The sequence below is a fragment of the Thiocapsa sp. UBA6158 genome, assembly GCF_002423035.1.
Classification (GTDB): domain Bacteria; phylum Pseudomonadota; class Gammaproteobacteria; order Chromatiales; family Chromatiaceae; genus Thiocapsa.
Genome location: NZ_DIUM01000042.1, coordinates 1 through 13,747, shown reverse-complemented (window position 1 = coordinate 13,747; position 13,747 = coordinate 1). Strand labels below are relative to the sequence as shown.

Sequence of the window (13,747 nt, the reverse complement as noted above, 5' to 3'; positions counted from 1 at the left end):
TTCAAGACCCTGCCGATCCTGTTCAGTCAGATGCCGGGCGGTAGCGTCATTGCGGTCCTGTTTTTCCTGCTGCTGGTGTTTGCCGCGCTCACCTCGGCCATCTCCTTGCTTGAGGTGGTGGTGGCCTATTACTGCGATGAGCGGAAGTGGGATCGTCGCAGGGCAACCGTAGTGATGGGGCTGGTGATCTTCGCCATCGGCGTGCCGTCGGCCCTGTCCAGCAATCTACTCAAGGACTGGCAGTTGATCGGCGAACGGAACTTTCTGGACTCGGTGGATTTTATTGCCACCAACTACCTGTTGCCGCTGGGGGGGCTGTTGATCACGCTGTTTGCAGGCTGGGTGCTGACACCGTCTGTGGCCAAGGCAGAGCTGGCAAAGGGAGCGACCGTCGGCTGGTTCTATCCGCTATGGCGTTTCCTGATCCGCTACGTCTCGCCGGTGCTGGTTGCGCTGGTACTGCTGAATAAGCTGGGCCTGTTTTGAGGATTACCCCTCACACAAACAAAAAAAGCCCCGCCTGAGCGGGGCTTTTGAACAGCAAGCATCGAAGGTGCGTTACTTCTTCTTGGCTGCCTTCACTTTGAGATCTTTGAGACCTTTGCCCGGGGAGAACTTGGCCGAGGTTTTGGCCGGAATCTTGATCTCTTTGCCGGTTTGGGGATTGCGGCCGGTACGGGCCTTCCGGGTCACGGTGCTGAAGGTGCCGAAGCCGACCAGGGTCAGCTTGTCGCCGGCTTTCATGGCTGCTTCAGTTGCCGCCATAAAAGCGCTGAGGGCCTTCTCGGCCTGGGTCTTGGTGATACCTGCGCCTGCCGCCATCTTTGCAACGAGATCTGCCTTCTTCATTCGGGTCCCCCTTGGGTTTTTTACGCTGCGGACGTCTCCGACAGCGTTGAATCTGGCTTATGATCTTAGCACTGGTTTGAGCATCTGCAAGTGGTCAAGCAATTTTTTCTGCTTCTAACACACTTTTTTCAGTATGGCGAGTGTTCTTTGCGCTTTTAATCTGATTTTAAGATGGCTGACAATCACCACAGGAAACTGTTGACAGTCGCGTCGCGCTGGCAGTAATTTTATCATTCTTCAGAAGAAGATATGAAACTGACAGACGGTGGGGCGGCCAGTGGCCGCCTTGTTTTTGGGCCGTGGTCATGATCGAACTATGGGAGGTTTGCAGATGGATATTTCAGTACTCCCCCTGGCAGCAGGGCAGATGAAGGCTAAGGTGGCTGACGAGTCGCAGCTTGGTTTCGGTCGTATCTTTACCGACCGGATGCTGCTGGTTGAGTGGACTGCGGAGCAAGGCTGGCACAATGCCCGTATCAAGCCCTATGAACCGTTCGTGCTGGACCCGTCGGCCCAGGTGTTTCATTACGCCCAGGAGATCTTCGAGGGCTTGAAGGCCTACAAGTGGGCTGATGGACGGGTTGCCCTGTTCAGGCCTGAGAAGAACGCCCGGCGCTTCAACCTCTCCGCCGACCGGCTGTGTATGCCTGAGCTGCCGGAAGAACTGTTTGTTGAAGGGATCAAGCAATTGGTTGGATTGGAGCAGGACTGGATTCCGACTGCAGCAGGCACCTCGCTCTACATCCGTCCTGCCATGATCGGCGTGCAGCCGGTGCTGGGGGTCAACCCGTCCGATCATTACTATTTCTTCGTGATCCTGTCACCGGTGGGGGCCTACTACGCCGCCGGTTTCAAGCCGGTCAGCATCATGGTGGAGGATCACTACGTCCGCGCCGTGCCGGGCGGCACCGGCGAGGCCAAGACCGGCGGCAACTATGCCTCATCACTCAAGGCCGGCCTGGAGGCCAAAAAGAAGGGCTTTGATCAGGTGCTCTGGCTGGATGGCCGCGAGCAACGCTATATCGAAGAGGTGGGCGCCATGAACATGTTCTTCGTCTATGGCAACCGGATCGTTACCTCGGCCCTGAACGGCTCGATCCTGTCGGGCGTGACCCGCGATTCGGTGCTGGCCTTGGGTAAGAAACTGGGCTGCACGGTGGAGGAGACCAAGATCGATGTCAATGAGCTGATGGCTGATATCAAGGCCGGCAAGGTGACCGAGGCCTTCGGCAGCGGCACTGCAGCGGTGATCACCCCGGTGGGCAAGCTGTATTACAAGGGCGAGACGGTGCAACTGGGCGGCGGCGGTGTGGGTGAGCTGACCCAGAAGCTGTACGACACCTTGACCGGGATTCAGACCGGTGCCCTACCTGATGAGTTTGGCTGGGTGACCTTTGTGAAGTAGCTAGATGACCGAGGCGGGCAGCGATGCCCGCCTCGTCTGTTTGGAGGGCATCATGCAGCACGCCGAGCTGTCCGTGCAGACCCGCACGCAAAATGAGCTGGTGGCGATCACCGCCCAAGTGGCTGAGCTGGTCAGCCGCAACGGCTGGCAGGATGGGGTGTTGACCCTGTTTGTACCGCACACCACCGCCGGTATCACCATCAACGAAAACGCCGACCCCGACGTGGCCCGCGACATGCTCTGGTTCACGGAGCAACTGGTACCGAATCTTGCCGGTTTTCGTCACGCCGAAGGCAACTCCGCCGCCCATATCAAGGCCAGCCTATTCGGTTCATCGGTCCAAGTGATCGTGCGGGGGGGCAGTCTCTGGCTGGGCACCTGGCAGGGGATCTACTTCTGCGAGTTTGACGGCCCCCGTCACCGGCAGTTACTGCTTGGATTTTCTTGATCGGTTTTGTGCGGGAATATGTTAGATTATTCCCATGCAGAAGCTCAAAGGAGGTGGAGACAATGCTTAAAACAGCACTGACTGCAGCAGCAGTGATGGTGGTCATCTCGACCCAGGCATTGGCCGCAGGTGATTATCGTGGCGACGAGCGCTGCCCGTTGCCCAAGGACTGGAGCAGGTACTCTGAGCCCTATAACCCGCTGGACCATCCCAACGATTATCCGACCTTTTACAAGGCAGACTGGCCCGGCTGGAGTTGCTCCTATCAACGTGAGGACGGGGTGATCGTGCAGTACGGCGACAACCGCACCCCGCAGCAGCAGTGGCAGGATACTTGGGGCGGATCGGGTGGAAACGACGTTAATTAATCGGCGTATTCTTCTTTTTTAAGGCCGTACTTCTTTATCTTGCGGTAGAGGGTGGCCATGTTCATGCCGGCTTCTTTGGCGGCGCTATCTACGGCGCCGCCATGTTTTTTGAGCAGATCACGCAGCAGGTCGCGTTCAAACCGTTCCAGCGCGGCGGTGTATGGTTCTTCGGTCATCAGCACCGGCCCAGCCTGAACGGAAACGCGTGGCCCCTGCGGCAATTCGATCACCTGCCCCAGGGTGTCAAGGCTGATGTAGTCGCTGCCTTCCATGGCCATGCAGGCCTCGATCACATTCTTCAGCTGCCGGATGTTGCCCGGCCACTGGAAGGAGCAGAGTATCTGCATGGCATCTTTTTCAAAGCCCTTGATGGTGGTGCCGAACTTGAGGTTCTGGAGATGGATGAAGTGGGCTGCCAAGAGCGGTATGTCCTCCACCCGCTCCCGCAGAGGCGGCAGGTGCAGGTTGACCACGTTCAGCCGGTAGTAGAGGTCCTCCCGAAAACTGCCCTCGGCGACCGCGCGCGCAAGGTCGCGGTTCGTGGCTGCGATGATGCGGATATTGACCTTGATGGTACGGGTCCCGCCCACGCGCTCGAAGCTGCCGTTCTGGAGAACACGCAACAGCTTGGTTTGCAGCTCGAGGGGCAGCTCACCCACCTCGTCCAGGAAGATGGTCGAGCCGTCCGCGAGCTCGAAGCGACCCATCTGTCGCGCCAGCGCACCCGTGTAGGCACCCTTCTCGCGACCGAACAGCTCGGCCTCGATCAACGACGCCGGCAGTGCGGCGCAGTTGACCTTGATCATCGGGCGTTCGCCGCGCTGGCTGAGGTGGTGGATGGCGTCGGCCAAGACCTCCTTGCCGGTGCCGGTTTCGCCGAGCAGCAGGACCGTGGCGTTGGTCGGTGCCACCTGGGCGATCTCCTCCAGCACCCGGTTGAAGCGTGGGGAACGGCTTGCCGGCAGCTGTCCACAGCCGGTTCGGCTGGACTGGCGCAGACACTGGTTTTCGGCCTCCAGGCGCTCCTTCAGGCGCGTGATCTCCGCCAGCGCGCTCGCCAGGGCGGCCTCGCGACGGATGCGCGCGACGGCTTGGACCAGCACTTCGCCGACGAGCTTGAGCCGAAGGATCAGATCCTCCGGCCAGGCGCGCGTCCGATCAAAGGCACTGAACGCGATGATTCCGACCACCTGCCCGCTGACTCTCAGGGGGATTGCCAGATTCGACTTGAGTCCTACGAGTTCGCAGTAGTCGCGCTCCACCGTCGCCTCGGGCGGGAAATCGGCGGGGATGTCGGTAAGCACGACGATCCGGCCGGACCGCAGCTCCTTGAAATACCAGGAGAACGGCGGGGCTGGACCTGGTGCCACGGCGTCGATACCCGGCCGGCTCACCGAGCAGAGGATTTGGAACGGACCGTCGGTGTCGCTGCTCTCCGCGAAGCTGCAGCGGTCAAAGCCGAGGAAGTCCGTCAGGCGCTCCAGGGCGCGCCTGAGCTGATCGATCACTTGGTCCGCCGGCAGGTCCGCGAAGCGAGCCGACAGATCGCCCAGCAGGCGCTCGAAGGCCAAGCGCTCGGCGAGCGAGAACTCCGTCGCATCGACGCCTGTACCTGGGTCGGCGCTCGGTCGGGTACCCTCCGATCGTCCGGATTCCCGGTCGGCCTCGGCTTCGGATGCCTCGTGCAGCCGCCCGTTTCTCGGTAGCGTTTGGGGACTCATGTCCGACACGTCGATCTCTCTGCGGTTGCGGGCGCCCCCGGCAAGAAATCTTGCCGATGATTCAACGAGCAAGTGTAAACCTAAAAGACGGCAGCAGCCTCTTGCCCTGGCGAGCCAAAGAGTCGAGATTCGGGCCGTCGGAAACCAGCTGGTCACGCCGGCGAATCCGATCGGTCTGGAACGACGTTGGCCGCGGATGCCGGCGCCGCGTGTTGCGGTGGTCGGCACCCTCGTCGCCGGCGGGTTCCTCGAGCTGTCGAATCTGGTCGTGTCGACGGTCGGCCTCATCCCGCAGGGAGTGCCGTCGCTGACTTTGACGGATCATGCCGATCGGGTTGATCAAGCCGACCGAGCTCGCCCCGACGTCTCCCGAGCGTCAACGTGGGCCAAGTCGATGAGGCTCGGCGCCGACATCTGGCTCGACCACGTCGGGATGGCTTAAACTGATCGAGGAGGGTCGGGAGGGCTCAGGGCGGGGCTGCCGGAACTATGATGTGTCATCTCGGCGGGTTGACGCTTTCGCCGGCCGACGGCGTCGGGGCGCGTGGTTCGCTTGCCCGAGAGAGAACCCTTGCTTGAGTAGAGAACAGTGCCGTCGGGCCTTTTCATCCTCGATCCGTTGGAACATGCGCCATGCGAAGCCCTCCTATGAACCGGCGTCCGCCGCTCCGCATGCGCTGGCTCGTTTGTCTCATCTGGATCCTGACGTCAGGGTCGGTGTCGGCAGCTGCCCCCCCGCCATCCCCGGAGTCCGCCCCCGGATCGATCTCCGAATCCGGTCGGCTCGAGGTTAGCCAGGGCGAGCCCGCCAGTCTGACCTTTTGGAATCGAGAGATCGCGATCCTGCGAGCCGGAATCGACGGGATCTCGCCGGCCGATCGGGTGCGGCGTATCCAGGGCAAGATCGCCGATGTGCTGGAGGAGAACGCGGGGGAGAAGGCAGAGGCCATTCGGTCGACCTACGCAAATCTCACCGGCTTCTGGGTGCGGATCGACGGTCATCCGGTCTTCGGGCTGGTTCCCGAGGATGCGGACGGGATGACCGGCGAAACCGTCGAGGAGCAGGTCCGGCGGGCGGTCGATGTGCTCCAGGAGGCGCTGGATGCGCGGCGTGAGCAGCGGAGCCTGCCTCTGATCTTCGAAGGGGTTGCGCTGGCGACTGCAGCTACCCTGATCCTCGCGGTGCTCCTGTGGGGCGTGATCAAGCTTCAGGGTCGGGCCATGCGACGCTTGCGTCCGCCGGTGTCGCTCGCGGGCACGTCCGATTCGATCGGGCCGGTATCGACCGAGCTACCCTCGATCAAGCCAGCCCTGCGCAAACCGGCCCCGATCAAAGTGGCCGGCCTTGACCTGCAACCGGTCCTGATCGGCCTGGAGCGGATAGCGATCAAGGCGACGGGCTTCGGTTTGGCGGCGATCCTGGTCTATCTCTGGCTGACCTTTTTGTTCGGTCGATTCCCCTTCACGCGGCCCTGGGGCGAGGGACTCGCCGCGTTCATGCTCGACCTGCTCGCAACCTTCGCCGACGGGGCCCTCCAAGCGCTTCCGGGGTTCTTCACCGTGCTGGTGATCTTCGTCCTGACCCGGATCATGGTGCGGGCGGTCGACGGATTCTTCCGAACCGTCGAGCGCGGCGCGATGGCGGTCTCCTGGCTGGAAGCGGACACCGCCAAGGCGACCCGGCGTCTCACCGTGACGCTGATCTGGGTCTTCGCGGTGACCGTGGCCTATCCCTACATCCCGGGTTCGGATTCGGATGCCTTCAAGGGCATCAGCGTCTTGGTGGGGCTGATGGTCTCGCTCGGCTCGGCCGGTCTGATCAATCAGGTGATGAGCGGACTGGTCATCGCCTACAGCCGGGCGCTCAAGACCGGCGAGATGGTCGCGGTGGGCGATACGCTGGGGACGGTGAGCGAGGTGGGGATGCTCTCCACCAAGGTGATCACGCCCAAGCGCGAGACCGTGACCGTGCCGAACGCGGTGCTGGTGGGCTCGCCCATCACCAACTATTCGCGCCTGGCCGACGAGCGCGGCGCCGTGGTCGGGACCAAGGTCACGATCGGCTACGACACCCCATGGCGTCAGGTTCATGCGATGCTGACGCTCGCCGCCGAGCGCACCTCCCTGGTCCGCAAGGAACCTGCGCCCTTCGTCCTGCAGCGCACCCTGGCCGATTTCTATCCCGAGTACGAGCTGATCGTGCACATCGATCGCCCGGAGCAACGCTTCTTCGCCCTGTCGGAGCTGCACGGCCACATCCAGGATGTCTTCAATGAGTACGGCGTGCAGATCATGTCCCCGAACTTCGAGGCCCAGCCCGAGCGGAAGGTTTGGGTGCCCAAGGACGATTGGTTTGCGGCGCCCGCGGCGCCGGAGGCCCGGACCGCGCTCCGCGAGCCTTGAGTCATCGCGACTGGAATCGTATGTCCCACTTAACCGGCCATCTTGTTCAGTGCGGCGCTCTGATCGCGTTTCTGCTCGTCAGTCAGGCGTCATCGGTGCAGGCCCAGGACATCGAGCCGCGGGCCTTCTCGAATGCGCCGATCGGCGTGAATTTCCTGATTGCGGGGTATGGCTACACCCGCGGCGGACTGGCGTTCGACAGCTCGGTGCCCATCACCGACCCGCAGCTCGAGACCTCCAGCGCAGTCCTCGGCTACGCGCGGGTGCTCGATCTTTGGGGCCAATCCGGAAAGGTCGATGTCATCGTGCCTTACAGCTGGCTGTCCGGGACGGCCGTGTCGGCAGGGCAGCCGATCGAGCGCATCGTCGACGGTTTCGCCGATCCGCGGTTTCGTCTGTCGGTCAACCTTTTGGGCGCGCCGGCGCTGACGCTCGAGGAGTTTCGGGATTACAAACAGGATCTGATCGTCGGCGCCAGCCTTCAGGTCTCGGCGCCCTGGGGGCAATACGACAACAGCCGCGTGGTGAACCTCGGCACCAATCGCGGGTGGTTCAAGCCCGAGATCGGCGTCTCGAAGGCTGTCGGTCCTTGGACCTTCGAGCTCGCAGGCGCGGTGACCCTCTACACGGACAACCAAGACTTCATGAACGGCGGCACCCGCGCGCAGGAGCCGCTCTACTCGGTGCAGGGGCACGTGATCCACGGTTTCCGCTCGGGCGTTTGGGCTTCACTCGACGTGACACACTTCACCGGCGGGCGCACGACCATCAACGACACGCTCAACAACGACCTCCAACGCAACTGGCGCCTCGGCGGGACGCTGGCGCTGCCCGTCGATGCGCACAATTCCATCAAGCTCTACGCGAGCTCGGGCGTCGCCGCCCGCACCGGGAACAATTTCGACCTGATCGGCATCGCCTGGCAATACCGCTGGGGCGGGGGGCTTTGACCTCGGCCGACGACACGGATCACCAGATCCGCGTCACCCCATAGGCATCGAACGCTGTATCGCTCGACACCAGCGTCAGCCCCTCCTGCCGCGCCTGGGCGACCAACAGGCGGTCGAAGGGGTCGCGATGATGCGGCGGCAAGGTCTCGACCAAGGTGACGTGTCCGAGGTCGATCGGCAGGAGTTGGAAGTCGTTGGCCGGCAGATGCTCCTGAAAATAACGCTGCACGGGCACCGCGAGCCTGAGCTTGCCGGTCGCGGACTTGATGGCCATCTCCCAGGCCGAGACCAGGCTGACATTGCAGGCGTTCTCTTCATCGCCGATCAGGCGCCGGGCCTCCGGGGAAAGTCGCGGGTCATCGTCCACCCACCACAGAAGTGCGTGGGTGTCGAGCAGGAGCCGCATCAGAGGTACTCCTCGAAGCCTTCCGGGATCGCGTCGAAATCCGGGGCTATCCAGAGCACTTGTCCCTTACCGGAGCCGGGCTCGCGCGGCCGCTTGGGCGACTGCACCGGCACCAGCCGGACCAGCGGGCGGTTGTCCCTGGCGATGATGATCTCCTCGCCGGCCATGGCGCGACGGGTGAGATCCGAGAGTTGGGCCTTGGCCTCGGCGATGTTGTATTGACTCATGCGGGGATCCCGGTCGGTGACCTGTTGGTCATTTTAGATGACTAACGGGATCCGAGGAAGCCAGGGATTTTCGCGTCCGCCACCAAAGCCAAAGGTCTTGACGCCCGTTGATTCGAGCGCGCAGGTGCCTGACAGGGTCATCAGGTCCGCCCGAGAGAGCCTGTTGCCGTACTTCTGCTTGATTGTCGAGATTGGCATCGATGAAGACGACAATACTCCTCGTCGCGGGAGGAAGATCGACTGCCCGAGGATTTGACAGAAACACCCGGACGCGACTCCAATCATGAATGACTCGATCCCGAGTCATCACTTACGGATGTCCCCGATGAGCGATGCCATCCAGCGCGAGCATGACCGCATCAAGACCGTTGCCCGGCTGCTGCATGAGGGCTGCCGGCCCTTACGGGTTCTGAGTGCCTTGGCCTGGCCGCCCGAGGTCAAGGCCGCCTTTCTGGCAAGCGGCGGGCAGACCTTGCCCGAGGTCGGCTATACACCTTTCGATCCGACCGCGACCATCGAGGCGGTGCACGAGGCGCGGTGTCTGATCGTACCCGTCACCACGATCGATCTCTGGCTCGAGCGGCAGGCGCAGTCCATCGAGCAAGCGGCCCGGATGCTCGCGGCGGTCGGCACCTCGGGCTTCTTCGAGCATGGTCGCCTGCTCTACGGCGAGCCGAGCGCCCCCTTGCGCTATCTGCCGGTCAAGCCGCTGGAGCTGGCTCATCAGGTCCAGGAGACTATCGCCCAGCTGAGCCACATCCATTTCGACATCGCACCGCCGGCCTATCACTCGGCGGCCGAGGTCGCCGAGCGGCTCGAGGTCGCAGTCAAGGAGCACTTCGGCGACCAGGCCCCGCGCATCGAGCTGGTCGATCAGCTCTCCGCCAATGCACTGGCTACCTCCAAGGCGATTCGAATCCGCCGCGACGCGCGCTTCACCGATCGCGACTACATCCAGTTGCTGCATCACGAGGCCCATGTTCATGTCGCGACCTCGATCAACGGCAAGGCTCAGGTCGATCTGCCGATCCTCGCCGACGGGCATCCGGGCACTACGCGCACCCAGGAGGGACTCGCCGTCTATGCCGAGCTGATCAGCGGCTCGATCGAGCTCGACCGGCTGCGTCGGCTGGCCGATCGGGTCATCGCCATCCAGATGGCCATCGAGGGGGCAGACTTCATCGAGATCTATCGCTACTTCCTGGAACAGACCGATCAGCCCGATCAGTCCTTCGAGAGCGCGCGTCGGGTTTTTCGCGGCGGCATCATCACCGGCGGCGCCCCTTTCACCAAAGACGTCGTCTACTTGACCGGTCTGCTGTCGATCAATTACGTCATCCGCGCTTGTTTCGCCGCCGGGCGCGCCGACTGCCTGCATCTCATGTTCTGCGGCAAGCTCGACCTCTTCGCGCTCCCAGCCCTTTGCGAACTCTACGAAATGGGTCTGTGCCGGGCGCCGCGCTTTCTCCCGCCCTGGATCAGCGACCCGCGCCATCTGCTCGCGATGCTGACCTTCACGGTCTTCGCCAACCGCCTGGATATCGAGCCGCTGGTCGCAGTCGTGACCAAGCTGCTCGACAGCGCGCCTGTGGTGCGGATGCCTTCGGCTTCCTGATCGCGATGACGGCGCCTTGAGCTGAGGATGTCCGCAGCGCCGATGAAAGCGGTCCGTATCGCTTTATGGGCACTATTGCTGGTCCTAGCTGCGATCGGCATTGTGATTGCCTCTCTACCGGCGTACCTGGAAGCCCACAAGGATGTGCTCGCCGGGGCTGCGAGCCGCGCCCTGGGTCGGTCGGTACGGATCGAGGGTGCAGTCGGAGTGGCTTGGTTGCCTCGTCCCTCGCTCGTCCTGGAGGACATCGAGATCGCCGGGGCGGAAGGCTCTGCGGCACCCGAGCCCTGGCATGCCGCGCGCTTGGAGGGCGATCTCGATCTTGCGGCCCTGTTCGACCGACAGATTCGGATCGGACGGATCCAGGTGCAGGACGCCGTCATCCATCTCGACCCCGATCACCTTGCGGACTGGGTCCCGAGCGACCGGCCGAGCAGCCGGGGCAGCTTCCGGGTCACCGTCGATTCGGTTCGTCTGGTGGAATCGACGCTCGTTTTCCAAACGGTGTCGGATCCCCCCCGGAGCTTTCGGATCGACCGGCTGGATCTGACGGGGCTCGACGGCTCAAGCCCGGGTCCGAGTCTGGACTTGGAGGGCGAGATCGCCGTGTCGGGCACCCTCGTGGGGTTCTCCGTTCTTGCCGGACCCGTGGACGAGTCAGCTTCATCCCGCTGGCCCTTCGCAGTCCGGATGCAGGTGGCCGACGCCAGTCTGGAAGCCTCGGGCAGCACGGGTGCGCCCTTCGACATCGCGCAGATCGAGGCCCAGGTCGACCTCGTCGTGCCGGACCTGAAAGCGCTGCAGCCACTGCGCCCGACCTATACGCTTCCGGGGGGCGGATTGCGCATGTCGGGACGGCTGCTTCGGGGCGATGACAGACTTGCGCTCGATCGGATCGAGGGATTCCTCGACGCCTCCGAGCCCTTGGGTCGAATCACCCTCGCCGACGGAGCGGCCCGACAAGCGGCGAACGGGCTGACAGGCCGGCTCGAGGGTCAACTCCGGCAAACCCCGTTTAGGCTTGAGCTGGGATTCGCCGGTTTGGAGGAGGGGCAGCCGTTCAATCCACTCGAGGCCGGATCCGGACGGCTGCAGCTCCTCGCCACCCTTGGCGACGCACGACTTCTTGGCGATCTCTCCCTGACGCCGGGCGGGCCGAGGCCGAGCATCGAAGGTAGTCTGAACATCGAGAAGCTCGATCTGCGTGTCCCGGGCAGCTTCAATCGGTCCACCGCGACAACCGACGGGGTACCCACTTGGCTCGATCGTCCCATTCCGGTCGAGCGTCTGCGTGACCTGGACCTGAATCTCGCGCTGCGGATCGAGGGGCTCGAGACCGATCCCCTGAAGATCGAGCGGCTCGCAACCCGGGCCACACTCGACGACGGGCGCTTGCGCCTGGGATCGCTCGACGTCGTGCTTCCCGGGATCACCCTCGCGGGCGACGCGACGCTCGACGCTCGACAGGCGCGTCCGGCATGGGCGGCGGACCTGAAGGCAGAGCGGATCCTCCTGCCCGAGGCGCTCGCCTTCTTGCCCTTGGCGAAACCGCCCGGCGGGCGCTTGGACCGGATGTCCCTGACCGCCAAGGCACAGGGGACGACCGCGCGGGCACTGATCGCGTCGTTGACCGGCGAGCTCGGCGCCAAGGAGGCGCAGTTCCGAGCGCCTGCGGCAAACAAGCAGGCCGCGACGCCGATCAAGCTCACCAAACCCCGTTTGACCCTTAAGCCCGGGACATCCGTCAGGCTGCAAACGGCACTCGCGGCAGCCATGGAGCAATTCGATCTGGATCTTACCGGCGGTCGACTCGCCGATTTGCTGCCGCAGGGCCGGGGTTGGCCGAAGATCGATGTCCTGGCCAAGCGGCGCTCCAAGGCGCAAGGCGCGGAGATCCGAGGACATGTCGGGCCACTCGACGCCCTGCTGACCGGGCGCGATCTGAACCTGGATCTGTCGTTCAAACAGCCGGGGATCACGATCGGCGCACAGGGACGACTCGCCCGTCTCGACGCACTGCGGGGCAGTACGCTGGATGTCGAGGCCGCGATCCAAGACCTCTCCGTTCTGGGTGATTTCGTCGGCGGTCCGCTCGATCAAGGGCTCGCCGCCGGGCTCTCGGCCGGTCCGCCGCTGACGGCTTCCGCCCGTCTCCGGGGTCTCTACGAGGGCTGGGAGCTGCGCGATCTGAAGGCAGCGAGCGGGGACAGCGACCTCGCCGGAAACCTGACGATCCGCCCCGGTCCCACGCCCCGGATCGAGGCGACGCTCAGCGCGCAGCGACTGGATCTAACGCCCTACGTTCGCACGGCGTCTCCAGCGGGTAGCGCTCGCTCGACGCCCGCGCAGCTTCCGGCGCCCGAGCTGCTGCGGATGCTGGACGGGACGCTGCGCCTGAAGGTCGACCACCTCAAGGCGGGCGACATCGGGCTCGACCTGCTCGACCTGGACGCCGCCTTGGATTCCGGCCACCTCCAAGCCTCGGTCGCCACCGAGGCAGACCGTCTCGGTGCCGAGATCGATCTGCGTCCGGATCGGGCCGGGTGGCGATTCGACATCCGAGCCAAGGGGAATCTGGACCTGGCGCACCTGCTCGAAGCGAAGGACGCCAATGCACTGTCCCACATCCAGACTGCGCTGGACACGCGACTCACCGGCGTCGCAACCGTGTCGAACGACCTGCTCTGGAACGCCGACGGCCATCTGGAACTGTCCCTGGGGGCAGGGCGGTTACACGAAAAGGCGGCTGAAGTGCTGCCGCTCGGCGGGCTCCTCTTCACCCTATTGGACGTGCTCAACCCACTCGCGCTCGACCTCGACAGCCGCGTGCATTACAACGAGCTGCAATGCGCCGTCCTCCAATTCGATCTCGCCGAGGGTATTGCGACCAGTACCCGCGGCCTGGCGGTCCAGACCAAGACGATCAATGCCATCGGCGGCGGGGCGCTCAATCTGCGTACGGAGGCCATCGAGCTTCGCTTCAAGACCGCCAGGCGACGCGGCATCGGGCTTAGCCTCCTCGGCATCGCCGACCACTTCGTCTACGTCAAGGGCACGCTCCGAAAACCTCGAGCCGGCATCGACCCTGCGGCGCTTCTGACCCACGGTGGCGCCGCCTGGGCCACGACCGGAATCAGCCTCCTCGCCGACCAGCTCGTCCGTCGGCTCACCAGCGGGACGAATCCCTGCGATGCCGTCAGGACACGACGCTAGGGTTCGATGGGGGCGCACTGCTTAGGTCGGTCGGGAGCGGTTACGGGGCTCTGTTTTGAGGACTTTTCGTGACGTGTCTTGGATGGGTTTGCTCTGGCTTTACCGAAAGAAAACATGAAGGTGATTAGCGTCGTGCCTCAGC

General features: G+C 63.6%; 12 protein-coding genes and 1 pseudogene. 9 read left to right on the top strand and 4 right to left on the bottom strand.

Annotation, left to right across the window (positions count from 1 at the left end; translation table 11 throughout):
* Nucleotides 1–486 (top strand): annotated as a pseudogene (locus tag B4N44_RS06545) (sodium-dependent transporter); the annotation flags it as partial.
* 72 nt (nt 487–558) lie between these two features.
* On the opposite strand, the gene B4N44_RS06540 reads toward B4N44_RS06545, so the two are convergent.
* Nucleotides 559–849: an HU family DNA-binding protein gene (locus tag B4N44_RS06540; protein ID WP_296698249.1), complete on the bottom strand. Its 291-nt coding sequence runs from the start codon at nt 847–849 to the stop codon at nt 559–561.
* 331 nt (nt 850–1,180) lie between these two features.
* On the opposite strand from B4N44_RS06540, the gene B4N44_RS06535 reads away from it, so the two are divergent.
* The 3 genes from B4N44_RS06535 to B4N44_RS06525 all read left to right on the top strand — a co-directional run bounded on the left by B4N44_RS06535 (nt 1,181) and on the right by B4N44_RS06525 (nt 3,070).
* Nucleotides 1,181–2,254, top strand: coding sequence for a branched-chain amino acid aminotransferase (locus B4N44_RS06535; protein ID WP_296698247.1), 1,074 nt, complete (start codon nt 1,181–1,183; stop codon nt 2,252–2,254).
* A 4-nt stretch (nt 2,255–2,258) separates the two neighbouring features.
* Nucleotides 2,259–2,702, top strand: a complete 444-nt coding sequence (locus tag B4N44_RS06530; RefSeq protein ID WP_296698244.1) for a secondary thiamine-phosphate synthase enzyme YjbQ — start codon at nt 2,259–2,261, stop codon at nt 2,700–2,702.
* Between the two features lie 62 nt (nt 2,703–2,764).
* The gene (locus B4N44_RS06525; RefSeq protein WP_296698242.1) at nt 2,765–3,070 is read left to right on the top strand and encodes a hypothetical protein; all 306 of its coding nucleotides are present in this window, start codon (nt 2,765–2,767) and stop codon (nt 3,068–3,070) included.
* Here the strand turns inward: B4N44_RS06525 and B4N44_RS06520 are convergent.
* The gene (locus tag B4N44_RS06520) at nt 3,067–4,791 is read right to left on the bottom strand and encodes a sigma-54-dependent Fis family transcriptional regulator (RefSeq protein WP_296698253.1); all 1,725 of its coding nucleotides are present in this window, start codon (nt 4,789–4,791) and stop codon (nt 3,067–3,069) included. The genes B4N44_RS06525 and B4N44_RS06520 overlap by 4 nt on opposite strands.
* 196 nt (nt 4,792–4,987) lie before the next feature.
* On the opposite strand from B4N44_RS06520, the gene B4N44_RS06515 reads away from it, so the two are divergent.
* From B4N44_RS06515 to B4N44_RS06505, 3 genes are all read left to right on the top strand, one after another.
* Nucleotides 4,988–5,233: a hypothetical protein gene (locus B4N44_RS06515; protein WP_296698239.1), complete on the top strand. Its 246-nt coding sequence runs from the start codon at nt 4,988–4,990 to the stop codon at nt 5,231–5,233.
* Nucleotides 5,234–5,508: 275 nt separating this feature from the next.
* Nucleotides 5,509–7,194: a mechanosensitive ion channel family protein gene (locus B4N44_RS06510; protein ID WP_296698236.1), complete on the top strand. Its 1,686-nt coding sequence runs from the start codon at nt 5,509–5,511 to the stop codon at nt 7,192–7,194.
* A 20-nt stretch (nt 7,195–7,214) separates the two neighbouring features.
* Nucleotides 7,215–8,144 (top strand): transporter, encoded by a 930-nt coding sequence (locus B4N44_RS06505; protein WP_296698235.1) that lies wholly within the window; start codon nt 7,215–7,217, stop codon nt 8,142–8,144.
* Between the two features lie 19 nt (nt 8,145–8,163).
* Here the strand turns inward: B4N44_RS06505 and B4N44_RS06500 are convergent, their stop codons facing one another.
* On the bottom strand, nt 8,164–8,550 hold the full coding sequence (locus B4N44_RS06500; protein WP_296698232.1) for a type II toxin-antitoxin system VapC family toxin: 387 nt from the start codon (nt 8,548–8,550) through the stop codon (nt 8,164–8,166).
* Nucleotides 8,550–8,777, bottom strand: coding sequence for a type II toxin-antitoxin system Phd/YefM family antitoxin (locus tag B4N44_RS06495; protein WP_296698229.1), 228 nt, complete (start codon nt 8,775–8,777; stop codon nt 8,550–8,552). The genes B4N44_RS06500 and B4N44_RS06495 overlap by 1 nt, the downstream gene beginning before the upstream one ends.
* A gap of 325 nt (nt 8,778–9,102) precedes the next feature.
* Here B4N44_RS06495 and B4N44_RS06485 point away from each other — a divergent pair, with 325 nt between their 5' ends.
* Nucleotides 9,103–10,392 carry a flavohemoglobin expression-modulating QEGLA motif protein gene (locus B4N44_RS06485; RefSeq protein ID WP_296698227.1) on the top strand — a complete coding sequence of 430 codons (1,290 nt, stop codon included), beginning with the start codon at nt 9,103–9,105 and terminating at the stop codon, nt 10,390–10,392.
* A 42-nt stretch (nt 10,393–10,434) separates the two neighbouring features.
* On the top strand, nt 10,435–13,605 hold the full coding sequence (locus tag B4N44_RS06480; RefSeq protein WP_296698224.1) for an AsmA family protein: 3,171 nt from the start codon (nt 10,435–10,437) through the stop codon (nt 13,603–13,605).
* The last annotated feature ends 142 nt before the right edge of the window (nt 13,606–13,747 follow it).